Source organism: Sphingobacterium sp. HMA12 (assembly GCF_002933815.1).
GTDB lineage: Bacteria > Bacteroidota > Bacteroidia > Sphingobacteriales > Sphingobacteriaceae > Sphingobacterium.
This window is the reverse complement of the sequence record NZ_BEYR01000003.1, coordinates 338,685-363,436: the sequence shown is the minus strand read 5'-3', so window position 1 is coordinate 363,436 and position 24,752 is coordinate 338,685. Positions and strand designations below refer to the sequence as shown.

The window sequence follows — 24,752 nt, the reverse complement described above, 5'->3', positions numbered from 1 at the left end:
ATTAAAATCCAAAACGTAAATTAAGAGAATAAGATTTAGTTCCCGGATTATTAAAGAAATCATATCCAGCAAAGTTTTGATTTGAACCTGTCAAACTTGTCTCTGGATCAACACCCTTATAATCCGTAATCAACAATACATTACGTAAATTCACACCAACTTGAATGTATTGAATGGATTTAGAGAAATTTTTAAAGCGATAACTAAAATCTACTGATCTTAATCTTGCCCATGAACCATTTTGAATCGCAATTTCTGAATTACTATTACCTAAATAATTTCTGAAATATGTCAATGCATCGATTTCTTTATTATTTTCTTTTCCTTCGTCGGGTCCAGAAGCAAATACACCATCTATTTTATACATTCTTTCACGATCTGCTGTTTCTGCAGCTTTTCCTCTATTATAAAGTCCTGCCTGTGTTCCCCCCCATATTTTACCACCTTTCCTAAAATCCCATAAAAAGGATAATGAAAAATCTTTATACGAAAATTCATTATTCCAATTCATCAACCATGTGGGAATAGGACTTCCAACATTTCCTAACTCATCCTCATAAATAGGTAACCCACTGGTAGGGTTTATCAATACTTTACCTTCCGCATTTCGTTTGAACTTCTGAGCGTATAAAACCCCAAACGGCTGTCCTACAATTGCATAAGACTGAGGAGCTGAAAATGCCGATCCGATAGACATCTTATCTACTCCCTCTGCCAATTCAGTAACTTCGTTTTCATTTTTAGACCAATTTACAGTGGTATGCCAATTGAATTTTTCCGCCTTAACAACATGAGCTGTTATACCAACTTCATAACCCGTATTTTTCATTGCCCCCACATTATTATAATAATATGCGTAACCACTTGTAGGATCAATTGGTTGAGATATTAACAAGTCTGACGAATGCTGTTGATAATATGTGAAGTCTAAGCCTAAACGATTATTGAAAAATTTCATTTCAAGCCCTGCTTCATACCCCTTATTTCTCTCTGGACGGAATTCCTCTGCAACCTGCACATTAGATTTAGCAAAACCTGCCTGCCCAGCATATGGGAATGAAAAACCGTTTGTCATACCATCCGCAATCGTAGGAACGGTGAAATACGACCGATCAGAATAGACATTGGGTGAAATACCTACATTAGAATAAGCAAACCTTACTTTACCATAATTCAGAATAGAATTATTCTCTAACAGATGAGAAAAAACATACGAAACGTCTGCCTTTGGATAGAAAAATCCTTTGGAATCTTTACCAAAAGTAGTTGACCATTCATTTCTACCCGTTAATGTTAAGAACAAAATACTTCTATAATCAAAAGTCGCATCTAAAAATATAGCTTTACTATTTTTATATTCCTCATAATTACTAACGTATAATTCTTGAGCCGAAGCAAAATTATAATAGCCAGGCATTGCTAAATTTCTACCTCTACCAAAATTTGAAGTATATTGAGCATAATTAAAGTTTCCTCCGAGCATCCCAGAGACAGAAAAATCTTCCGAAATCTTCGTATTAAACTTTAACAATAAATCACTATAAATATTACGAAAATTAACGTTAGTACGCTTAATCTCGCCATAAGCAAGACCATTATCATCTCCACGAGAACCAATCGCATATATTTGCTTTCCTTCAGTAGAATAATTATCTAATCCCGTTTTCCAAGAAATTGTGAATATATTATTTAATTTCACATCCGCATAAGCATTACCAGTTAAACGGTTATTTTGCTCCGTATAAGGATTAAATTCCGTGGACCAATATGGATTATCATAGTTAGGAAAGTATTGTTTTTGAGAACCATCTTCATTGATATAATCCGCCAAATTAAAGTCAGCAGGAGTACGAAGTAAAGCAAGCATGGTACCAGCGAGATTACTACCATTCTGAACAGCCCTTGTGTTTGAATTCGTATAGCTCAATGTTCCACCTACCGTAATTGCATCATTTAATTTCGACTCCGAACTTAAACGCGCAGTATATCTATTAAAAGAAGAGTTCGGCACGATTCCCTTATTATTGTGAGATCCCACAGAGAATCTAAAAGTAGTTTTTTCGCCACCAGAAGTAATCGCTAAATTATTATTAAAAATTCTTCCCGTTTGAAAAAACTCTTTTACATTATCATATGACTGTTTACCAGCTAAACTAGGGCCCCAACTATCAGCACTAACCTTTGATACTCCTCCTTCTCCTTGTCCATAACTAGTTTGCATCTCAGGCAATTTATTAACCTTAGACGCTTCGAAACCTGTCGAATAAACAATACCCAATCCTGAGCCTAATTTCCCTTTTTTCGTGGTATAAATTATTGCACCATTACCAGCGGCTTGACCATAGATCGCTGCCGCTGCTGGTCCTTTCAATACAGTTACCGATTCGATATCATCAGGATTAATATCCAAAGCTCTATTAGCAGTCTGAACACCAGCTAGATTTTGATTATAAGGATCATCACCCGCTTTGATGTTATTAAGACTATTATCTAAAGGAACACCATCGACAACGATCAAAGGTTGATTATCGCCAGAAAAAGAAGCAGGACCTCTCAAAATAATCTTAGATGATGCGCCCGGAGTACCACTTGAAGAAGTAACTTGAACACCGGTCGCTTTTGCAGCAAGTCCTTGTATAATATTTGCCTCTCCTGATTTTACTAAATCATCTCCACTAACTTTAGATACTGAATACCCAAGCCCTTTTGTATTTTTAGAGACTCCCATCCCTGTCACTACTACTTCGCTCAAAGCATTGTCAGAACCGTCCAAAGTAACGTTAAAAGCAGATTGTCCTTCCTTAACAATTAGTGTTTTGTCAGCAAATCCTACAGAACGAAAGACAATAACTTTTCCTGTTGGAACAGACAACGAATAATTACCGTTCGCATCTGTTTGCGTGGCAACATTAGATCCTTGAACAGCGATCGTAACCCCTGCCAATGGTTTACCATCGGCTCCTGTTACTCGACCACTTACTTTTTTCTCCTGCGCGAACGCCACCGAAGTTAGGATCATACTACCCACGAAAAAACTGAGTAATTTGTGTTTCATATGTTTACGTTTATTAAAAATGTTAATTTTTGAAAAAAAATACTATGGTTAGTAATATACTTTCCGATAATTTATATATGTATTATAGTTAGTAACATATTTTTCACCAGATTGTTTCTGCTTGTTAAAAAATGTTAAATGCAAAATTATAACTTTTTTTAACTTTTACAATGCTAGCATAACTTTGTGATAACAATTAATTCACAAATAAACACAAACTACTGTATATCAATTAAATAAAAAATAGCTTTTCATAAAAAATTGTATCAATAAATAGATCACTTTTGAAAATTTTTAGAAAACATAAAAATTATACAAAGTTATACCTAAAATAAACCGTGAAACATAGAATTAAATCTTTGCTAATTATCAACCTTGGGCAGTGGACACTCTCCTTTGAAGTTGTTAAGCCAAACAACCGGTTTCTTCTACCGGTTTTCCATCAATTATACTAAGTTTTATCTACAATTTTCCTGCTTTTCGCCTACTCAAGCAGGAAAATTGCAGGTAAATAGCATCCTAAAAGTAGACCGTGGAGGAAATAAGATTAGGACCAATAGCAAAAAAAGTAAAAATATTAGTGATGGTAATTTCTTTTTATTATCGAATACTTTAAAAGGCTTTACCATATAAAAAATCTTACCACTTGTAAGGAACATTGTTGTAAATTGCTTATAGACAAGTTTGCCCCACGCTCGCCCCGCTCCCAATTTGTAAAAAACATGTGGGTACAGTGAAAGCACCTTAAAAGCTGGACTCAACGTGGACTCACTCTGCACTCAACCTGCTTACAGGGCGAACTTGGCAATAACCTGGCCTTAACTTGTCCCATATCAAAGCACTCCGCCAGCCGAACAGTGACAGTAGGCATCCCCAGGAAACTCCTTACTTTTTCCTTACCTGAATCCCCCCGGGTCTGCTGTCTGAAAACTTCATTGCCACCCTATCACGTTTATCCTCCGGACAAAAGCTGATCATCCCTTTTGATTCATGCAGCAGCACACCTGCCTGACGGATGGCTGCATATACTTCCTCCCGACCACTCTTATAACAGATAGCTACTGAAATATGCTTGTCCTTTGGGATACATTCCCATCTTTTGATCATAAATCCTTCCCAGCGGCTCATCTCATCCACAAAAGCACGCAGGGGCATATCTTTATAAACACGAATTTTTCGGGTCCACATCTTGGCTTCATCAAAATCCTGGTTTGCCACATAGCTCATTGTATCACGGGGAAGTTGACTTTTACCTACATATTTAGCGCCCCAATATATACGAAATCTCCGGGAGAGACGATAGACCGCATTTTGTTCAAGCTATGAGGATAAACCTCCAGCTTTCCATGATTAAGCATGGTCTGTCAATTCAACAATTACCTCTTAACTAACTACAGTTCGGGTCCAAAAACAGATAAATTATAGGTGTATCTATCTGGATCGGTTACTTCATTCTAGATAAAGAACTGCAATGGATAGAATGTGCCAAGAATGCGACAACCCATACATGGGAATTCATAAAAAACGTCTGTTATATTGGTAAAAGCCAACACCATTAGATACAATCCATGGCGAAAGTTTTTTGTATCACGAGTTGAAAGCAAAAATTATTATGTGGCAAGGAAAGATTTCAAAACACAACAGCTTCATTTTCCACTCTATCGGGACGATTTCCCACAGTAAAACTACGATTCCACCAAGTGAAAAAATAATTCCGTCACCCGTCAGTATCATTTCGTCGGGTGAATTTCTCATCTCCCAATATGGAATAATCGCTCCAACGCCTGTCGGTTTCATTTTTCCCTGTGACAAAATGGAAAACTCCTCTGACTATTTGAAACAGTCACAGAACTTTTTCGTTTCGACCAGTGGAATTTTCATTTACCCTTAGGGGAAAAACAAATTGTCAGGTGTCAAATTCAATTCGTCGAATCGCGAAATCACAGTATTACAGCGCAAAATGTAACAGATATCTGGAAATAATGATATCTCATTCCCTGTTACATCTCCTTCTCAAGCACTAATTAAACCTTCCTTAAAGCAACGTTTGTAACTATTCGGCTTCACAAAACTACCCTCTTACTTGATCGGACACCGATATGTCAGCAGGTTAATGAGTCGACGAACAACACCAATTTCATGCATTATTTTCGGTTCTAAATCCAACTTGACTCTGGCTTGGCACCAAATTATCTATCAGATTATGACAGGTTTTAACACTATCTTTGCATAGAACTATGTGTATATTGGAAGCTAATGGGACATTGGCCCAAAAAAATTACCATAAAAAAAGCGATCTCTTTCGAGATCGCTTTCATTTATAACCTTAATTTTATCGTCTAGCGTGTACCGCCTGCCCACCAAACATTTTCAGTGTAGACGTATGCGCCATCACCATATGCGGCTTGAACATTCGGGTTAGTTGTCGTATCATCGTTACCATATGGTAAGCGTAACGGGAATTTACCCGGATTTTTCAACTCAACAAGGTTTTCACCATTTGCTTTCCAACGGCGGATATCATTGTACATCTCAGTTGACTCACCTGATGCTCCAAAAAATGCGATATATTTTTGGTTTGCAATCACTTTTAGTGGATTAGCAGCGAACAATGCTTTCACTTTTGTATCAAAGTAATTTTCTGCTGCTGTTGCGGTAATCTTATCTGATTTTTCAACAATACCTACTCCTTTAGTCGCACCTTTTACCAAAGCGGAATTCAAACTTGCGTTGATAGATTTCTCCGCATTAGCAACAGCTGCTACAACCGCGGTCTTTAATACAGATTCAACAGCTGCAGATCCATCACCTAAACGTTGCATGGCTTCAGCTTTTAGGAAAAGTATTTCGTGATAGCTCAACAATTGTGTCTGCGCGGACTGTGCGAATCCAAAAATAGATAAATTATAGGTATTCTTATCTTGGATTGGGTTGCCATTGGGAGCTACTTTAGTATAGCTTTCACCCTTGTTAGCTAAATCTGCTAATTGCACATACTTTTGTGTAATAAATACTCTATTCAAGCGAGGATCGCTGTTTTCGATCATTTTATCAACCAAGCTCTTACTAGCCATCAATGCTCTTCTTGACCACTGAAAGTCAAAAAATGGATTGCGATTCGATCCTGCATATTGATCAAATGCAGCCTGTTCACTAGCATCTTTAAAAGATTTATCAACATTGGCGATAACGGCTCTTAAAGCAGCCGACTTATCAGTAGACTTGGCAACAAGACGCATCCCATAACGGGCTTTTAAACCATAAGCAAATTTAAGCCAATTTTGAGCATTTCCACTATATAATAAATCTTGTCCTCCTACACTTCCTGTGGCATGTGCATCACCTTTAGGCAGGTTTTCAATAGCAGCATCTAAATATGCATTTACTTGCTTATATAATTCTTCCTGCTTATCCAATTTAGGGTTACGAATCTCTAATGGCTTGAATCCTTCAGCGTAAGGAACATCACCAAACATATCTGTCAATAATGCCAGATTGTATGCTGCCATTACCTGCCCCATTCCTAAGGTTGTATTATTTCCTTCTTGTGGACCACCTGGAGAACATTTCTCAATCACCATACGAGCGTCTTTCAATGCAGTATACATGTTTCCCCATGTATTATTGAAAGTAGATGCACTTTGAGGTTCTCTTTCACGACGTTCTGCATTCCACAACTGATTATCCGTACCAACCTCATGTTCCACATACACGGATAAATAGGTATTAAAGTCACCTCCTGTATTGTAAAAAGCTGTTCTTGTGATCACATCGGTCAAGATAAACTTAGCCTGTACATCATTGGGTTTGTTTACGTTTTCATTCACTTTGTCCATTGCGTCTTCAGAACAAGAAGTGAAGAATGCTGGCGAAGCTAATACGCCCATCGCCAATAAACCAACAATATTTAATTTTAATTTCATGATACTAATTCTAGAATTTAACGTTAACACCTAAACCATAGCTCGATGTTCCCGGAAGTGAGAAACGCTCAAAAGCTCCCGACATATTGGTATTACCTTGTGAAACCTCTGGATCAAATCCTTTCAGCTCAGACCATAAGATGATGTTACGTGCAAATGCATTTACGTCAACTTTAATCTTTGAATTTTGATACACAGGATATCCTACAGCAACTTCACGCAACTTCACAAATGAAGTTCCACGGATACCAGCCTCAGAAATATTGCTCAGACGATTGAAGTAATCATAAGTAGATACATTATTTACTTTTCCATCTGCACCAAAAGTAGGATTAGGAGCTATAAGAATGTCATTTGGTGCGTATTGCCCCGGAGAAACTTCCTTGACAGCCGCCCCTTCAAACAAGAATCCATTACCGTCACGGAAATCAGCCGATTTTTGAGTCACCCCATAAACATCTAAGGTTCCGGAAGTACCGTGGTACATCTGCCCTCCTTGTTTCCAATCCAATACTGCTGAAAGTCTGATTTTCTTATACTCGAAGTTTGTATTGAAACCGAGGTTAAAATCTGGTGAAACGCTACCGATCACTTTTTCTTCACCTGCTAAAGGAAGACCGTTTTTATCAACGATAATTTGACCAGCGTCATTTCTTAAATAAGAAACACCATAGATCACAGGAAATTTAGAACCAATACCGGCACGTACTTGTGGTGTAACGAAACCTCCCATAAAGATACTATTCACCCCTTCCTTCAACTCATCAACATAGTTGTCTATTTTGGTAAAATTGAATGCAAAATCCCATTTGAAATCACCCGAACGGAATGGCGCAACAGCTAATGTCAACTCGTGTGCATTGGTATGGATTTTACCACCATTAGTTACTAAGCTTGAGTAACCTGTAGAAGCAGCCAAAGGCACTTCAAAAATCTGATCTTTTACATTTTGACGGGAGAAGGTATAATTCAAGTTGATTAAACCATTCCAGAATGTCAAATCAGTTCCTAATTCGAAAGCTTGTGTATTTTGTGGTTTCAAATTTGGATCGTAAACAATCGGATAAGATGTATATGAAGTTACACCATCACTGTTTATTGGATAAAGAATCGGAGTTCCATTGGAGAATCCACCACCATAAGTTGGCTTATCAAAATAATTATCGTAGTAATCGCCTGCTTGTCCTACTTCTGCATAAGATGCTCTCAACTTACCCATAGTCAACACCGAATTTTTAACCGCATCTAATTCTGTAAATACGAAACCTGCTGAAACAGATGGATAGAAGAATGAACGATTGTTTCTAGGCATAGAAGAAACAATATCGTTACGACCTGTTGCATTTAAGAACAACATGTTTTTGTAAGCCAAGGCTAAACTACCAAATGTACCAAATGTACGTGTATGACGCAATGTTTGCTCAGTAGTTACCGTAGAAGCATTATTGATATGATTCCATCCCGGAAAATTAAAATTCGCACCATAAGCATAGTCTCTTCTTCTGTTGCGGTTTACAATCTCGTTACCGACCATGGCATCGAGAACCAAGTCATCATTGATTTTCCAGTTGTACGCAGCTGTTCCTAAGGAGTTCCATTCCGTTACTGAAACATTAAAGTTTTCAACTTCACCAAATCCATCCGCATGACCATATCCCCAAAGATCGGTATAGTTTGTTGTATAAGAATCAACCCCCGCTTGGTATTTTAGTGTTAATTTTTGATTTTCACCTAAATTTGTCGCATATTGTCCAAAACCATTTCCAAAGAAACGTTGTGTATCTTCCGTAAATTTATTGTGATCAACAGCCCAATATGCTCCATCAAAGCCGCTCGTGCTCCGGTAAGTATTTTGGGTTGTCGGCGCGTTTAAATTATGAGACGGTATGCCTTTTAAATCATATGATGCTGGAGCTCCAAAAACGGTCGCAATGATCCCATTATTAGCACCAGTTTGTTTTGAAATATGCGAATTGACATAATTACCTGTAAAGCCTGTCGTCCACTTGTCTGACAATTTGGCCTCACCTGATAATTTGGCTGTATAACGATCCATTCCCGTTGATGGAACTATACCATCAGCATTGGTTGCTCCCAAAGACAAAGCATAGCTACCTTTCTCAAACCCTTGAACAATATTGAAGGAGTTATTGTAGGTGTTCCCTGTATTGAAAAAGTCTTTAGCATTATTATAAGCCTGTGGTGTAGCCCATGGATCCATACCGGCATTGGCACGTTGCGGTACATAGTATTTACCTTCATGCTTACCATACTTTTTCGTATAGTCATTATCAGTATTTCCACCATAAACAGGATCGTTATACAAGTCTTGAATTTGCTGCCCCCAAGACATAGAAGATAATGGCGAGTATTGACCATTAGTTCCTTGTGCATACTTTGTCTGGAATTCAGGAAGTACAGACACTTTGTCAAAGGAAACATTCGAATTGTACGAAATTTGTGGCTTACCCTGCTTTCCTTTACCGCTCTTTGTGGTAATAATAATCACACCATTCGAAGCACGCATACCATACAATGCAGATGCTGCCTGTCCTTTTAAGATATTGATGCTTTCGATATCGTTTGGATCAATGTCCAATCCTCTGGATGAATAATCCGCACCGGAAACTGAGTTTCCAGTTGATTGATCTGAAGTCGATGAAATTGGTAACCCATCAACGATGTATAAAGGTGAATTATTTCCAGTGAATGAACGCGCTCCACGGATCGTAATATTAGCGGATGCTCCTGGCATACCCGATGAAGGCGTTACCTGAACCCCTGATACTTTACCTTGCAATGCTGTAGCTAGATTACTATTCGCTCCTTCGGTTAGCTTATCACCCTTAACTTCTTGCGTAGCATAGCTTAATGCACGTTTTTGACGTGATTGTCCCATCGCTGTCACAACAACCTCTTCCAATGCATTATCATGGTTTTCCATGGAGATATTGAAAACAGTGCTATTGTTATTAACAATGATGGTTTTATCGTCAAAACCAACTGAACGGAAGACGACAACTTTGCCTGCAGGTACATTCAATGAATAATTACCACTAGCATCTGTTTGTGTCGCCTGATTAGTTCCTTGTACAACTACTGTAACCCCTGGTAACCCCTTACCATCAGCAGATGTCACACGACCACTAATCTTTTTTTCTTGTGCGAATGCAACCGAAGTTAAGATCATTCCACCAACAAGAAAACTTAGTAATGTTTGTTTCATGTTTTAGTTAGTTAATTTATTATTTTTCTAATCCTTTATTTGATATAAATTATATCCGTTAACATAACTGTCTAAACAGACATTGTTTAGACAATAAATAACAATACGCAAAACAGCATATCGCCATTCAAGTGATAACAGTTGAAAATATTAGTGGAAAAGAGTCCCTAGGTAGATGTAGAGTCAATCCGTTGAAAATACTCAGCTGTAAAATTTGCTCCTTTCAGCATTTACAGTGTATAATAGTTAGTGCGATTTGTATTAGCGGTTCCAAATATAGAAAGCCAAAGTTGCTTTTACAAGTTTTTTAACATTCACTCTTAAAAACAAAAAATACCGCAACAAAGACAGCAGTATCTTACAAATTCAAACACAAGATTCATTTTAGAATAAAAACTCTGCAAACAAATTCAAAACAGAATTTTATACGGAATCTATAAGATTTAACAAAACATTAACAATGTCATAAGAAAACATTAACAGTTGCATTCCCTTATTTTAGTCGCAAAAAAAATAGTAATTTATAACGATTCTAAAGTTAAAATGAATCGGGTTATTTCAAAAAAAAGAGGCTTTACCTTCTCAGGTAGAGCCTCTTTCCGATAGCAATTCAACAATAAGAATTCGCTATTAATTGTATGTATTAATCAATATATTCAAATTTGGTATAAGGCACCAATACTGCTGGTATGCGAATACCTTTATCCGTTTGATTATTCTCTAAAATTGCAGCCACAATACGTGGTAATGCTAACGCCGAGCCATTTAATGTGTGGGCCAATTGCATTTTTCCATCTGAATTTTTGAAACGTACTTTCAAACGATTGGCTTGATATGTTTCAAAATTAGATACAGAAGATACCTCCAACCAACGCTTTTGGGCAGAACTATACACTTCCATATCATACGTCATTGCGGAAGTAAAACTCATATCGCCACCACATAAACGCAACACACGATAAGGCAGTTCCAATTGTTGAAGCAAGCCTTGTACATACAGGCTCATTTCCTCCAATACTTCATACGATTTTTCTGGATGAACAAGTTGTACCGTCTCTACTTTATCAAACTGATGCAGACGGTTCAAACCACGCACATGGGCTCCATATGAACCGGCTTCACGACGGAAACATGGTGTATAGGCGCAATGTTTAATTGGGAACTGTGCTTCCTTAACAATTACGTCTCTATAGATATTGGTAACTGGTACCTCTGCTGTAGGAATCAGATATAGATTATCGTTATTAACGTAATACATCTGCCCTTCTTTATCAGGCAATTGTCCTGTAGCGAATGCTGAATCCTCATTAACCAAAATCGGTACCTGCACCTCTTCATATCCTTGCTCAGCTGCCTGATCCAAAAAGAAATTGATCAGTGCACGTTGCAATTTTGCGCCCTTACCTTTATAAATTGGGAATCCCGCTCCAGCAACTTTTACACCAAGCTCTAAATCCACAATATCGTATTTATTTAATAATTCCCAATGTGGTAAGGCATCTTCTGATAGTGCAGGAATCTCCCCATTCGTTAATACCACCTCATTATCGTCAGCGCTTACACCTGTAGGAACAGATTGATGCGGTAAATTAGGCAATTGAACAATCTTATCATTCAACTGGATTTCGATCGCTCCCAATTTATCCAACAGTTGCTTCACCTGCTCTTTATATCCGGAGGATTGCGATTTAACGGCTTCAGCTTCTTCTTTTTTCCCTTGGCGCATCAGATCTCCAATCTGTTTCGCTGCCGCATTAGCTTCGCCCGAAAGTGCGTCCGATTCCGCTTGGATCTTACGGCGATCTTCATCTAAACTGATGATTTCGTCGACCAATCCAATTTCCTTGAAATGCTTGACAGCCAATCTTTCGATAACCGTATCCCTGTTTTCACGGATATAATTCAATTGCAACATAATATAAATGTGTTATTTAAAAAATAGTGAACAAAGATAGTGAAAATTGCCGCTTTTTGGCAATAATTACAGTGATTATCCACTACACATCTTATACTATCGTAACTTCTTTACATAAATAGACATCCTGGATCGCATGGAGCAATTCCACGCCTTCCTGCATTGGCTTCTGGAAAGCCTTCCGGCCGGATATCAAACCTGTCCCACCGGCTCTTTTATTGATTACAGCGGTTTTTACAGCTTCCTGTATATCATTTTGTCCCGATGCCCCGCCGGAATTAATAAGCCCGGCTCTACCGGCAAAACAGTTGAGCACCTGGTAGCGACAAAGATCAATCGGATGATCCGATGATAACTGCGTATACATCCGTTCATCTAATTTACCGTAGCTACTCTTCCCCATATTCAACGCCTTAAAGCCACCGTTCAATTCCGGAAGTTTTTGTTTAATGATATCTGCTTTGATCGTTACGCCAAGATGGTTGGCTTGACCGGTCAAATCCGCTGCCAGATGATAGTCCTTGTCTCCTGTTTTAAATGCTGAATTTCGCAAATAGCACCATAATACAGTAGCCATACCAAGTGAATGTGCTTCTTCAAATGCTTTTGCTACCTCGATAATCTGGCGATCGGACTCTTCCGAACCGAAATAAATGGTCGCACCAACTGCTACCGCTCCCATGTTCCAGGCTTCGCGTATCGTTCCGTACAGGATTTGGTCAGCACGGTTGGGATAGGTCAACAATTCGTTGTGATTGATTTTGACCAGAAAAGGAATCTTGTGCGCATATTTCCGTGACACCGCCCCTAAAACACCAAAAGTCGAGGCTACAGCATTACAATTCCCTTCCAACGCCAATTTCACGATATTCTCCGGATCAAAATAGTGGGGATTAGGGGCAAAAGAGGCTCCGGCACTGTGTTCTATCCCCTGATCTACCGGCAATATGGACAGATACCCGGTATTGGCTAACCGACCAGTTCCAAAAAGCTGACCTAAACTGCGTAATACCTGTGGTGTGCGGTCACTGCTACCATATACCTGATCAATAAAAGTAGATTCGGGAAGATGGAGCATCGTTTTGGAAACTGCTGGTTTGTCAAACGCTAATAGATAATCTGATTCTGCACCTAGATGTGCTTGTATTTTTTCTATGTATTGCATAATTTATTATTGCATTTATATAGAAAATAACTCTAAAATAGACAGAATGTTTTAGCGCATATTATATAGTAAAAAAAACTTAACTTTGACCATGTTATATTTAGTTCCAACACCTATTGGCAATCTCGAGGACATGACCTTTCGTGCAGTCAATATTCTGAAAGAAGTAGACATCATCTTAGCAGAGGATACAAGAACCAGTGCTCCCCTTTTAAAGCATTTTGGGATAGATAAAAAGGTGTTTGCGCACCATCAGCATAACGAACATAAAGCGGTTTCTGAAATCATCAAATTTCTGAAAGAAGGACAAAACATCGCCCTCATTTCAGATGCTGGAACACCAGCGATCTCCGATCCCGGTTTTTTATTGGTCAGGGCAGCTATCAAAGAGGGACTAGAAGTACAATGTCTACCCGGTGCCACCGCTTTTGTTCCGGCACTGGTCAACTCAGGCCTGCCTAATGACCGTTTCTGCTTTGAAGGTTTCCTTCCTGTGAAAAAGGGACGCCAAACGCGATTAAAGGCATTGGCGGAAGAAAAAAGAACAATGATTTTCTATGAATCACCACACCGTATCCTCAAGACAATAGAAGAGTTTATTACTGTTTTCGGAGCGGAAAGACAAGCCTCCATCTCCAGGGAATTAAGTAAGCTGTACGAGGAAAATGTCCGCGGAACATTAACTGATTTAAAATTACACTTTGAAAACAATCCAATTAAAGGAGAATTTGTATTTTGTGTAGGTGGATTGGAATAAATTTTGACAATCTTTGATTACTAAAACGTATTTGACATGAACATGGAACTATTTGCACAGGACGGACAGGATATAAAAATCATCGAAAAGTTGGTTACCAAGGTCCAGGACATGCTTACTCCAGGAGAAAAAATAGATTATATCGCCGTACAGAAAAAACCTGCGGTGACAATTTTACCGGACAGTATCACCATTAGTAATAAGCGTATTTTTATGTGCGAATTTACCAAATTGGGGCTGGCGACAGATTTTGAAATTTTCGGCTGGCAGGATATTAAGGATATTGCCTTCAAAGAGGAAATCTTTGGATCGAAAGTCACTGTCATTCCTTTTACAGGAGAGAATTTAAGTATTGACTACATTCCAAAAGTTCAGGCAAGGAAACTTTACCAATATATCAAGGCTGCTCTTGAAAACTATAAAAAGACTGAGTTGGCCGCTGAAAAAGAAAAGATTGTCATTGCTCCCAGCAACCCCCGGGAGATCGTTGTTGAGAAACCGGCAGCGGCACCGGCCATTACTCCACCATTCCCAGTAGTTCAACCTGTGGCATCTGCTCCGGTTACACCACCGGCAGCTCCCGCTCCAATCCCGGTTGCTCCAATAGTAGAAGAGGAAGATGACGAAATTACTTTAAAACTGAAAAAACTAAAAACACTCTTCGACAAGCAATTGATCACTCAGGACGAATACGAGCAAAAGAAAAGAGAAGTTTTATCCAGTTTATAAAATAGGTGGGCATTGTGAAGAATAACTATTTATTGGCACTTTTAAGTGCCTTTTTATTGTGGTTGGGGTGGCCTCCTATCCCCTATTCCAGTTTGTTGCTCTTTATTGGATTTCTACCTTTATTGATTGCACTGGAAAACATTATCCGCAGCCAAACAATTAAAAAGAAAGCGAAGAAGATTTTTCTAACCGCGGGACTAACGGCGGTTGTCTGGAATACCGCATCCATTTATTGGGTATACAATTCCATCTCGGCAGTTATGCCTCCTTTTGCGGCAATTCTGATCAGTTTGATCCCTTTCTGCCTTGGCGCGGCTTTAATGGCTATTGCGTTTACCTTATATTATCAATTAAGGCGTAAAACTTCACTGCTATTATCCCTTTTTGGATTAATGGGGTTTTGGATCAGCTATGAATTTTTACACGCCTCCTGGGATCTGGCATTTCCATGGATGACTTTGGGAAACGGTTTTGCCAACTTTCATCAATTGATCCAATGGTATGAAATAACCGGTGTGTACGGCGGATCTATATGGATCTGGCTGGTCAATATCTTGGTTTTCATACTTTACCTCAATCGGAAAGAGATCTACCAGCTCAAAAACAGACTTGTCCCTATCTTTTGCCTAGTTTTGGTCACACTGGTTCCCACTGCCTATTCTTTGGTTCGTTATTTCAACTATGAGGAGCACCAAAATCCAGCCCAGGTCGTCGTCGTACAACCGAACGTGAATCCTTACATCAAGTTTCGGATCAGCCCTGAAGAGCAATTGAACACCTTGTTTTCTCTTTCTAATTCTGTGGCGAAACCAAACACGGAGTTTTTTATCTGGCCTGAAACCGCCCTTTCACAAAATGGTGATTTTGATGAAGAAAATCTTCGTGAGACTTATTCCTATCAACGGATTCTGCAATTTTTAGATCAGTACAAAAACGGCAATGTCTTATCGGGTATAGAGAGTTATCAATTATATAATTATGCGAAGACACCGACCGCACGTGAAATTGCCCCGAATATTTACCAGGACAACTTTAACGCGGCAACATTGATCGATTACTCCTCCAAACTGCAATTTTACCATAAATCCAAATTGGTCCCCGGCGTGGAGCAGATGCCCTTTGGCGCGGCGATGAATTTTTTAAAACCATTATTTAAAGCATTTGGCGGTACGACAGGCGGTTACGGAAAACAGGCTGAGCCTTCGGTTTTCTATGCACAAAGTGGTATCGGTGCTGCTCCAGTCATTTGCTATGAATCCATTTGGGGTGATTATGTGGCAAAATATGTCAAAAAAGGAGCTCAGTTTATCGCAATCATTACCAACGATGGTTGGTGGGGCAATACTTCTGGGAAAGACCAGCATCTGCAATATGCTAAACTAAGAGCTATTGAAAATCGACGCTGGGTTGCCCGATCGGCGAATACTGGGATATCCGGTTTTATCAATCAACGCGGCGATATTGTACAGCAGACAAAATGGTGGATACCCGCAGCATTGAATCAGGAAATCAATTTAAATGAGGAAATTACAACATATACCCAAACTGGCGATATCGCTGCGTACCTGGGCTTAGCAATCGCTCTGGGTGGATTCCTTATTATAATTATACGACGGCAACATGCACCTTTACCATAATCTATGTGGGTTCAAAAAAATATTTCTTCCAAAACGGGGAAAGATCGACTCTCCCTCGGTTCAGACGGAATTTGTCGCAACGATTTCAGCACGGCCTAAAAAAACGACCAAATTCTGATTAAAATAAGTCATTTAATGCATTTGATTTACTTTTGAGATTTGTAATTTTGCACCATGCAAGTATATTTTGACAATGCTGCGACTACAGCCCTAGATCCTGAAGTTATTAAAGTAATGGTAGATGTCATGGATAACAATTTTGGAAATCCATCTTCTATCCACAGTCACGGAAGACAAGTAAAAACAATCGTAGAAAAAGCACGGAAAACGATCGCCAATCTACTCCATGTATCTCCGGCAGAAATTTTCTTTACTTCGGGGGGCACCGAAGCCGACAATATGGCCATCGTACGTTCGATCACGGACTTTGGCATCACGCATGCGATCACGTCACCAATAGAACACCACGCTGTCCTGCATACGCTGGAGGAGCTTGAGAAGGCCGGAAAAGTTCACCTTGATTTACTCAACGTAGACAGTAAAGGTAATTTAGACCTTGATCAACTGGAAGAGCTCTTAAGTAGCAATCCCCGTACTTTTGTTTCTATTATGCACGCCAATAATGAAATTGGCAACCTCAATGATATCCAACGTATATCGGAATTATGTCAGCGATATAATGCTGTATTTCATTCCGACACGGTACAGACCATGGGGCATTATCCGCATGATCTGGGTCAGCTTAAAATTGATTTTATTACGGGAGCGGCCCATAAGTTTCACGGACCAAAAGGTGTAGGTTTCCTCTATATCAACGCTAACAACAAAATCAAACCGTTGATTTATGGAGGTGCCCAAGAACGGAATATGCGTGGCGGCACTGAAAATGTTTATGGGATCGCAGGTCTCGCGAAAGCGTTGGAACTCGCCTATGAGCATATGGATGAACACCAAGCTTCTATTCAAGCCCTTAAGTCATACATGATTGAGGAATTACAAAAAGCTATCCCAGCTATTGAATTCAACGGTGTCGTCGAACCGGAAAAATCTTTATACACTGTACTGAATGTCTCTTTCCCCTGCAGTGATCTTGCTGATATGCTATTATTTAATTTGGATATAGCCGGCATATCCTGTTCCGGTGGAAGCGCCTGTAGCTCGGGAACAGATATTGGTTCACATGTCCTCGGGGCGATCAAAACAAATGCTGACCGTCCTTCAGTCAGGTTCTCTTTCTGCAAGAACAATACAAAAGAAGAAGTGGATTTTGTTGTGTCAACGCTAAAAGAGCTTTGTTCAAAAAGTAAATAGAACTATTGGAATATAAAAGCAAAAAAATCCGAAGAGAATTCTCTTCGGATTTTTTTGCTTTTATATAAACGTTATATCCCGCGGCAAATTTCAATTCTTGGTCAGTACATAGTATTTGGAGATATCCCCCGTAATATCATTACCCGATAAATCCAATTGACTTAAGATATGATTGCCCAATTTAAATTTATAATCGACACCGTCCAACGTGATTACATTTCCATCCAATTTCCACTTCCCTTCGCGCACAAAAACATCATCACTTTTGTTAAGATATTTGGACGAGTATTTATAGGTATTGTCTTTGTGTAAAGAAATGAGCGTTTCTATACCGTCGCAATCCGCGCAGGGCATCACTCCTTTATATTCTCCAATCACAATTTCAGCTTTGTCTCTTCCTTTTAATTCCTGCAAATTATCTTTATAGGCAGCTACACTCTGTTTGGGATTATCACATCCCCCTAATCCAATCATTACCAACACTCCCACTGTCCAAATAAACCTTTTCATCTCGTTCCAAATTCAAAAAATCAGCATCTAATAGTTACACCCTTGAAATTCATAACAAATTAGATACCAAAAATTTAGAAAGAACTAAAAATCATCATCTTCATCTTCGACCAAAAATGATAAAGCACCCTGTAACTCGCCCAATGCATGGAAATTGCGACTTCTACGTGCAACGTCAATTCCCTTTTTATATGTTGCAATAGCAAGATCTTGTTTGTCCAGTTTTTCGTATAATTTTCCCAAATGGTAATACGTTCCGACATAGTCCGGATGGCTATTAATCAGCTGCTCAAATCTGTCCAAAGCCTCCTGCTCATTATTTTGTTTCAGGTGCTCCGCAGCAATGGCATATTTTAAAAAAGGATCTTCTGGGCTCTCTTTCAAAAATTCGTTGAGTTGATCCAATCGTGTTGACATATCTTTTTATTTCAAAAATAATTAAAATTGGGTTCATCTGTAAACAATTATTTTATTGCGCCTGCGTTCCCAAATGTAAATTATCCGACCGATCGGCCCGTTTTCCCGGCATTTTTCACACAGAATAAGTGTTAGCTAACACTTTAGCTTTCTTTCTGCTTGCCTGTTCTCACCAATACAACCGTAATTCTACAACATAAATATTTCATTAAAAATACTATGCCAGCATATAAAATGACACTATACTGACGGATTGTTTTTATTAAAAAAATACATGTATAGTTGAATTAAATTTATCAAAAACACCATAAAATAAGTATTAAATTGAAAATAAATCAAAATAATAAGCAAAAAATCGCTAAAAATTCAAAATAACACAATAACAAAAACCTATCGTAAATCAAAATTTTAAGCGGTTGAGGGCTTTTTATTTGGGAGAAAATATGGTAAGTTTGGGTAAAACCAATCATATATGAAAATATTAGTTTGTATAAGTAATGTCCCTGACACTACATCGAAGATCACTTTTACAAATGACAACACTGCCTTTAATACAGCTGGGGTGCAGTTTATTATAAACCCTTATGACGAGATTGCCCTATCAAAGGCAGTTGAATTAGCTGAAGGAGGAAAAGGAACAGTGACTGTCATCAATGTTGGAGATGCATCAACCGATGCGACCATTCGCAAAGCATTGGCTATAGGCGCTGACAATGCAGTACGTATTAATGCTGTTCCGAGAGATGCTTGGTTTGTTGCCAATCAAATCGCAAATTACGCCAGAGACAATGCTTTTGACCTTATTTTAACTGGACGGGAATCCATCGATTATAATGGTGCGCAGGTCGGTTCAATCGTTGCAGAATTACTGAATATACCATCGGTATCAATTGCCAAGAAGATTGATATCGCTGCTGATACTGTTAGTATTGAACGTGAAATAGAAGGTGGTAAAGAAGTGCTAACCGCCAAACTTCCCATTGTTATTGGCACAGCGGAAGGCGTCGCGGAGCCTAAGATACCTAACATGCGTGGTATTATGAGCGCACGGACCAAACCTTTGGAGGTACTGGAAGCAACCGATGTTGATACACTTGCTCACATCGTTCACTATGAAACTCCTGCGCCGCGCGGAACAGTAAAACTTGTTGATTCAGCGGAGGTTGACAAACTCGTTTCGCTGTTGCATGATGAAGCCAAAGTTATTTAAACATTAAATTCCGAAAAAACTATGTCAATACTTGTATATGTAGAAAATACCGATGGAAAATTCAAAAAGTCTGCTTTTGAAGTAGTTTCTTATGCGAAAGCCATCGCCGATAATACCAGCACCGACCTTGTTGCCATCTCGATTGGCAATGTTGCGCAGGATGAACTAGCTGCACTGGGCAATTACGGTGCTTCAAAAGTGCTTACGGTCAATAATGAGCAGCTTTCCTCTTTTGTCAACCAGGCTTATGCAAGCATTATCGCGGAAGCCGCAAAGAATATAAGTGCTAATGTACTTGTACTTTCCAACTCTTTTTCTGGCAAAGGACTTGCTCCCCGTATTGCTGCAAAGCTTCACGCGGCATTAGCTGACGGCGCTTTGGCTCTGCCGACCATCGAAGGTGAAAAGTTATCCGTTAAAAAGAGCGCATTTTCAAATAAAGCATTTGCCACAGTAGAATTGACCGCAGCAACCAAGGTCATTTCCCTTAGCCCCAATGCCTATGAAACCAAGGAAACTGGAGGTACTGCCGTTGTTGAACCTTTTACAGCCAATATTGCTTCCACGGACTTCTCGACAATTGTTAAAGAAATTGTACGCGCGACAGATAAAATTTCCCTGCCGGAGGCAGAAATCGTTGTCTCTGCTGGCCGTGGGCTAAAAGGCCCGGAAAACTGGGGGATGATCGAAGAACTTGCAGATGTCCTTGGCGCAGCCACAGCGTGTTCGAAGCCTGTGTCTGATGCAGGATGGCGCCCACATTCCGAACACGTCGGCCAAACGGGTATCGTTGTAAGTCCCAACCTCTATATTGCTATCGGTATCTCCGGCGCGATCCAACATTTAGCCGGTGTTAGTTCTTCAAAAACAATTGTCGTGATCAACAAGGATCCTGAAGCACCATTTTTTAAAGTGGCCGATTATGGTATTGTTGGTGATGCCTTTGAAATTGTACCCAAATTGACACAAGCTTTAAAGGCATACAAAGGTCATTAAGATTTTACCGCATATTTCCTCCCCATTCATTCAAAACATGACTGGGGAGTTTTTATTTACGCTTTAACTCATTGCAATTTCCTCGATTAAAAAGGTCGGCGTAACCGAGGGAGATCGATAAATTTGTTTCACACGGAACGTAATTATAATTGCATATAAAAGCAAATTTATCTAAGTTTGTAGACCGCTTTGGAATTAAAATGAAGAAAATCAGATTAGATATCGTTGGTTTATCCTATAGTCAAACGCAATCTGGGGCTTACGCCCTTGTATTGGGAGAAGTGGAGGGCAACAGAAGACTGCCCATCATTATTGGTAGCCATGAAGCTCAAGCCATCGCTATTCGGATAGAAAAAATGATTCCAAGCCGTCCCCTTACGCACGACCTATTTCAGTCTTTTGCAGAATCTTTTGGCATTAAACTCGTTGAAGTACTCATCTACAATCTGATTGAAGGCATTTTTTATGCAAAGATTATTTGTTCTGACGGCAATAAAATGGTCGAAATTGATGCGCGTACTTCTGATGCCGTTGCCTTGGCCGTTCGGTTTGAAGCACCAATTTATGCCTATGAATTTATTATGTCATCTGCAGGAATTATTATTGAGGGACATGAATTCGCATTTTTGGAAAATTTGGACAAAGCCAACAAGGTGCAAGATCCGAGTATGGTTGAAGTCGAAGAGAAGACTCCATCCAAATCCGCTAACAACCCTTTTTCTTCGTTGACAGACGAGCAATTGGAGCAGGCGCTCAACCAGGCATTAACGGAAGAGAACTACGAACAAGCCGCGTTGATTAGGGATGAAATTTCCAAAAGAAAATAACTCCTCTCATTAAAGCGAAACAAAAACTCTAAATAATATCGTTTTATGTCTATTAAATTAAGATTGACCATTATGAGCTTCTTTCAGTTTTTTGTCTGGGGAGCATGGTTGATTACAATAGCTAACTATTGGTTTGGCACAAAGCAATGGGATGGTACACAATTCGGTGCCATCTTCGCGACAATGGGGATAGCTTCGCTATTTATGCCAACATTGATGGGAATCATTGCTGACCGCTGGATAAATGCTGAAAGACTATATTTTTTTCTTCATTTATGTTATGCTGCTGTTCTTTTCTATTTACCACAAGTCAATGATCCCAACACGTTTTTTTATGCGATGCTCGCAGCAATGTGTTTCTATATGCCGACATTGGCTCTATCCAACTCGATTGCCTATACCGCATTGAATGAAAACAACTATGATCTGGTCAAAGCATTCCCCCCTATCCGTGTCTTCGGAACAGTTGGATTTATCGTAGCGATGTGGATCACCAATCTGACGGGCAATAAAGCGACAGCATACCAATTTTATATTGCAGGAACAGCGGCCTTAGCCTTGAGTCTCTATGCTTTTACCTTACCGAAATGCCCCCCGAAAAAATTACAGCAGGAAAATGCTTCTTGGACACAACTATTAGGCTTAGAAGCCTTTAAATTATTTGGAAACTATAAAATGGCGCTGTTCTTTATATTTTCCATGTTCTTAGGTGCAGCACTACAATTGACCAATGCGTATGGAGATGTATTTCTGGACGAGTTTAAATTCTATCCTAAGTTTGCCGAATCTTTCGTTGTAAAATACTCGACAATTATCATGTCGATTTCACAGATATCAGAAACACTTTTTATTCTCGCTATCCCGTTTTTCCTAAAGAGATTCGGGATAAAAAAAGTTATGCTGATCTCTATGTTTGCCTGGGTTTTACGTTTTGGACTATTCTCATTTGGAGACCCCGCCGGCGGCCTATGGATGATTGTACTTTCTTGTATCGTTTATGGAATGGCATTTGACTTTTTCAATATCTCAGGCTCTTTATTTGTTGAGACATCCACGACATCAAGCATACGGAGTTCTGCTCAAGGCTTGTTTATGATGATGACCAATGGTTTTGGCGCAGTATTCGGCAGCTTTGCATCCGGATGGATTATCGACCATTATTTCACCAAAAGCTTTCAGAACGGGCAAGATCTAGCCAACTACCTGGATACGAATATCAATGATATGCATTTCCTGAATTTCTTAAAAGAGAAAAGTATCTCGCTATTGCCTGATGGAACCCTGAACAATAATATTATGCTCAAGGACTGGCATGACATCTGGCTAGCCTTTGCTATCTACACGCTGGTTATCGCTGTACTTTTTGCCGTATTTTTTAGACATAAACATGAGCGCGAGCCGCTAAATTCAAAATAACAAAAAGCCGCAAATGCGGCTTTTTGTATATTTGCAGGATGCAAAATACATCACTGGAATTGTTAACGGATTCTCAATCCCAAATTTACAACTGGACTTTTCAATGGATTAACAAGCTAGGTTTAGATAACCAGACCAATCATTTTATTAACTCCATTGTCTTATTATTGCTGGTTGTCTTATTTTTGTTCATTGTCGATTACTTCAGCAAAAAAACGCTTCTATTACTCACCATTAAAGCGATCCGGAGAAGCGCCAACCGATTTGATGATTTATTAATTCGGAATAAGACCTTAAAACTGATTGCCCATTTCGTCCCCATATTCGTTGCGCAATATATCATTCCCATTATTTTTATGGGTTTTCCGAACTGGAAAGAAAACATCAACAAGTTATTGTCCATTGCAACCACTGTCGTCAGCTTGTTGATCATCCATTCCCTATTAAAAAGTATCCGGGATATCCTACGTACCAAAAAATCCTTTGCCGATAAACCTTTGGAGAGCTACTTACAGGTCTGCCAGATTATCATGTATTTTATTGGTGGCACCATCTGTTTCTCGATCTTGACGGGAAGCTCACCCTGGTCATTTTTATTGTCATTAGGCGCCGCATCAGCAATACTAATGTTGGTATTCAAAGATACGATCCTAGGTTTTGTTGCGAGCATACAGGTGTCGGCCAATGATTCAATACGTGTAGGAGACTGGATTGAAATGCCAAAATACGGCGCAGACGGGACGGTAAAGGAAATCAATCTCAATAATGTCAAAGTGCAGAACTTTGACAAGACTATCACGACAATACCGACCCATACCCTGTTATCGGATTCCTTTAAGAATTATCGGGGTATGCAGCAATCTGGCGGAAGGCGTCTGAAAAGGGCGATAAATATTAAAATATCCACGATCCGATTTTTGGACAACGAAGAAATCGAAAGATTAAAACGCATACAGATCCTCCGCGCCTATATAGAAGATCGCGCGAAGACAATAGATGAATTTAACCATATCCATCAAATTGATCCTTCCAATCCAATCAACGGCAGGAAAATGACCAATCTGGGCATGTTTAGAGCTTATGCGCTTACCTACCTGCGCCAAAATCCCCAGATTCACAAAACTATGCCCTTAATGGTGCGTCAATTGGCATCAACAGAACATGGTGTGCCTATCGAACTGTATTTCTTTGTCAATGACATACGATGGGAAAATTATGAAGGTATTGTCTCCGATGTTTTTGATCACCTCTTTGCCGCCACAAAATATTTCGATCTTGAGATCTTCGAAAACCCGGCTTCGGATGATTTCAGGCAATTTGTTAGGACACAACAGATCAGTGTATTGAATTAGCGATTAAAGAAATTGATATCCATAAAAACAGTGAAAGGTAATCCGGGGAGATTACCTTTTCACTTTAAAAACAAACTAAATTTTCAGACGTGTTTCACAACAGATCTACACATTAACCCTAACTCTTTATGAATCAAAAATTACTCTACACAAATATAGGACTGCTATGTTAAGTCCATCTTAAGGGAACTTTAAACTTAAAACAATTCGACAAATAGTTATTTAAACTGTTTATTTCGCTGGATTAACCTTTAAATAGACAGCATCGCTTAACCTTAAATTTAGCGTTCTGCATCTGGTAATCCC

The 24,752-nt window shown here is 39.2% G+C and carries 17 protein-coding genes; 9 read left to right on the top strand and 8 right to left on the bottom strand.

All coding sequences use genetic code 11. From position 1 onward, the window contains the following. Window position 1 precedes the first annotated feature (1 nt). From HMAT_RS18345 to HMAT_RS18310, 6 genes are all read right to left on the bottom strand, one after another. Window positions 2-3,055 carry a SusC/RagA family TonB-linked outer membrane protein gene (locus HMAT_RS18345; protein ID WP_104384304.1) on the bottom strand — a complete coding sequence of 1,018 codons (3,054 nt, stop codon included), beginning with the start codon at window positions 3,053-3,055 and terminating at the stop codon, window positions 2-4. 885 nt (window positions 3,056-3,940) lie between these two features. After that, window positions 3,941-4,273 (bottom strand): hypothetical protein, encoded by a 333-nt coding sequence (locus HMAT_RS18335; protein ID WP_158655984.1) that lies wholly within the window; start codon window positions 4,271-4,273, stop codon window positions 3,941-3,943. Between the two features lie 1,121 nt (window positions 4,274-5,394). After that, the gene (locus HMAT_RS18325) at window positions 5,395-6,978 is read right to left on the bottom strand and encodes a SusD/RagB family nutrient-binding outer membrane lipoprotein (protein ID WP_104384300.1); all 1,584 of its coding nucleotides are present in this window, start codon (window positions 6,976-6,978) and stop codon (window positions 5,395-5,397) included. A 10-nt stretch (window positions 6,979-6,988) separates the two neighbouring features. Beyond that, complete coding sequence (locus HMAT_RS18320; RefSeq protein ID WP_104384299.1) at window positions 6,989-10,204, bottom strand: SusC/RagA family TonB-linked outer membrane protein; 3,216 nt, start codon at window positions 10,202-10,204, stop codon at window positions 6,989-6,991. Between the two features lie 643 nt (window positions 10,205-10,847). Then, the gene (gene serS / locus HMAT_RS18315; protein ID WP_104384298.1) at window positions 10,848-12,119 is read right to left on the bottom strand and encodes a serine--tRNA ligase; all 1,272 of its coding nucleotides are present in this window, start codon (window positions 12,117-12,119) and stop codon (window positions 10,848-10,850) included. Between the two features lie 91 nt (window positions 12,120-12,210). After that, on the bottom strand, window positions 12,211-13,284 hold the full coding sequence (locus HMAT_RS18310) for a class I fructose-bisphosphate aldolase (protein WP_104384297.1): 1,074 nt from the start codon (window positions 13,282-13,284) through the stop codon (window positions 12,211-12,213). Window positions 13,285-13,375: 91 nt separating this feature from the next. Between HMAT_RS18310 and rsmI the strand changes: the two genes are divergently transcribed. The 4 genes from rsmI (at window position 13,376) to HMAT_RS18290 (ending at window position 17,718) form a co-directional block, all read left to right on the top strand. Further along, window positions 13,376-14,041 (top strand): 16S rRNA (cytidine(1402)-2'-O)-methyltransferase, encoded by a 666-nt coding sequence (gene rsmI / locus HMAT_RS18305; protein WP_104384296.1) that lies wholly within the window; start codon window positions 13,376-13,378, stop codon window positions 14,039-14,041. Window positions 14,042-14,077: 36 nt separating this feature from the next. Next, the gene (locus tag HMAT_RS18300) at window positions 14,078-14,770 is read left to right on the top strand and encodes a PH domain-containing protein (RefSeq protein ID WP_104384295.1); all 693 of its coding nucleotides are present in this window, start codon (window positions 14,078-14,080) and stop codon (window positions 14,768-14,770) included. Between the two features lie 14 nt (window positions 14,771-14,784). Further along, on the top strand, window positions 14,785-16,407 hold the full coding sequence (lnt, locus tag HMAT_RS18295) for an apolipoprotein N-acyltransferase (RefSeq protein WP_104384469.1): 1,623 nt from the start codon (window positions 14,785-14,787) through the stop codon (window positions 16,405-16,407). Window positions 16,408-16,581: 174 nt separating this feature from the next. Next, on the top strand, window positions 16,582-17,718 hold the full coding sequence (locus tag HMAT_RS18290; protein WP_104384294.1) for a cysteine desulfurase family protein: 1,137 nt from the start codon (window positions 16,582-16,584) through the stop codon (window positions 17,716-17,718). A 90-nt stretch (window positions 17,719-17,808) separates the two neighbouring features. Here HMAT_RS18290 and HMAT_RS18285 read toward each other — a convergent pair whose 3' ends face one another. Further along, window positions 17,809-18,228, bottom strand: coding sequence for a copper resistance protein NlpE (locus tag HMAT_RS18285; protein WP_104384293.1), 420 nt, complete (start codon window positions 18,226-18,228; stop codon window positions 17,809-17,811). Window positions 18,229-18,312: 84 nt separating this feature from the next. After that, window positions 18,313-18,645 (bottom strand): lipopolysaccharide assembly protein LapB, encoded by a 333-nt coding sequence (locus tag HMAT_RS18280; protein WP_104384292.1) that lies wholly within the window; start codon window positions 18,643-18,645, stop codon window positions 18,313-18,315. Window positions 18,646-19,117: 472 nt separating this feature from the next. On the opposite strand from HMAT_RS18280, the gene HMAT_RS18275 reads away from it, so the two are divergent. The 5 genes from HMAT_RS18275 to HMAT_RS18255 all read left to right on the top strand — a co-directional run bounded on the left by HMAT_RS18275 (window position 19,118) and on the right by HMAT_RS18255 (window position 24,446). Further along, window positions 19,118-19,855: an electron transfer flavoprotein subunit beta/FixA family protein gene (locus tag HMAT_RS18275; protein WP_104384291.1), complete on the top strand. Its 738-nt coding sequence runs from the start codon at window positions 19,118-19,120 to the stop codon at window positions 19,853-19,855. A 21-nt stretch (window positions 19,856-19,876) separates the two neighbouring features. Further along, window positions 19,877-20,851, top strand: coding sequence for an electron transfer flavoprotein subunit alpha/FixB family protein (locus HMAT_RS18270; protein ID WP_104384290.1), 975 nt, complete (start codon window positions 19,877-19,879; stop codon window positions 20,849-20,851). Window positions 20,852-21,051: 200 nt separating this feature from the next. After that, complete coding sequence (locus tag HMAT_RS18265) at window positions 21,052-21,678, top strand: bifunctional nuclease family protein (protein WP_104384289.1); 627 nt, start codon at window positions 21,052-21,054, stop codon at window positions 21,676-21,678. A 45-nt stretch (window positions 21,679-21,723) separates the two neighbouring features. After that, complete coding sequence (locus tag HMAT_RS18260; protein WP_104384288.1) at window positions 21,724-23,094, top strand: nucleoside permease; 1,371 nt, start codon at window positions 21,724-21,726, stop codon at window positions 23,092-23,094. Between the two features lie 38 nt (window positions 23,095-23,132). Continuing rightward, window positions 23,133-24,446: a mechanosensitive ion channel family protein gene (locus tag HMAT_RS18255; RefSeq protein ID WP_199768704.1), complete on the top strand. Its 1,314-nt coding sequence runs from the start codon at window positions 23,133-23,135 to the stop codon at window positions 24,444-24,446. Window positions 24,447-24,752: the final 306 nt, after the last annotated feature.

What these genes read in the sequence shown, in the direction of transcription:
- HMAT_RS18325 (WP_104384300.1), bottom strand. Translation starts at nt 6,978, where the DNA reads ATGAAATTAAAATTAAATATTGTTGGTTTATTGGCGATGGGCGTATTA.
- HMAT_RS18255 (WP_199768704.1), top strand. Translation starts at nt 23,133, where the DNA reads ATGCAAAATACATCACTGGAATTGTTAACGGATTCTCAATCCCAAATT.
- HMAT_RS18285 (WP_104384293.1), bottom strand. Translation starts at nt 18,228, where the DNA reads ATGAAAAGGTTTATTTGGACAGTGGGAGTGTTGGTAATGATTGGATTA.
- HMAT_RS18260 (WP_104384288.1), top strand. Translation starts at nt 21,724, where the DNA reads ATGTCTATTAAATTAAGATTGACCATTATGAGCTTCTTTCAGTTTTTT.
- HMAT_RS18300 (WP_104384295.1), top strand. Translation starts at nt 14,078, where the DNA reads ATGAACATGGAACTATTTGCACAGGACGGACAGGATATAAAAATCATC.
- serS (WP_104384298.1), bottom strand. Translation starts at nt 12,119, where the DNA reads ATGTTGCAATTGAATTATATCCGTGAAAACAGGGATACGGTTATCGAA.
- HMAT_RS18290 (WP_104384294.1), top strand. Translation starts at nt 16,582, where the DNA reads ATGCAAGTATATTTTGACAATGCTGCGACTACAGCCCTAGATCCTGAA.
- HMAT_RS18345 (WP_104384304.1), bottom strand. Translation starts at nt 3,055, where the DNA reads ATGAAACACAAATTACTCAGTTTTTTCGTGGGTAGTATGATCCTAACT.
- HMAT_RS18275 (WP_104384291.1), top strand. Translation starts at nt 19,118, where the DNA reads ATGAAAATATTAGTTTGTATAAGTAATGTCCCTGACACTACATCGAAG.
- HMAT_RS18310 (WP_104384297.1), bottom strand. Translation starts at nt 13,284, where the DNA reads ATGCAATACATAGAAAAAATACAAGCACATCTAGGTGCAGAATCAGAT.
- rsmI (WP_104384296.1), top strand. Translation starts at nt 13,376, where the DNA reads ATGTTATATTTAGTTCCAACACCTATTGGCAATCTCGAGGACATGACC.
- HMAT_RS18270 (WP_104384290.1), top strand. Translation starts at nt 19,877, where the DNA reads ATGTCAATACTTGTATATGTAGAAAATACCGATGGAAAATTCAAAAAG.
- HMAT_RS18320 (WP_104384299.1), bottom strand. Translation starts at nt 10,204, where the DNA reads ATGAAACAAACATTACTAAGTTTTCTTGTTGGTGGAATGATCTTAACT.
- HMAT_RS18280 (WP_104384292.1), bottom strand. Translation starts at nt 18,645, where the DNA reads ATGTCAACACGATTGGATCAACTCAACGAATTTTTGAAAGAGAGCCCA.
- HMAT_RS18265 (WP_104384289.1), top strand. Translation starts at nt 21,052, where the DNA reads ATGAAGAAAATCAGATTAGATATCGTTGGTTTATCCTATAGTCAAACG.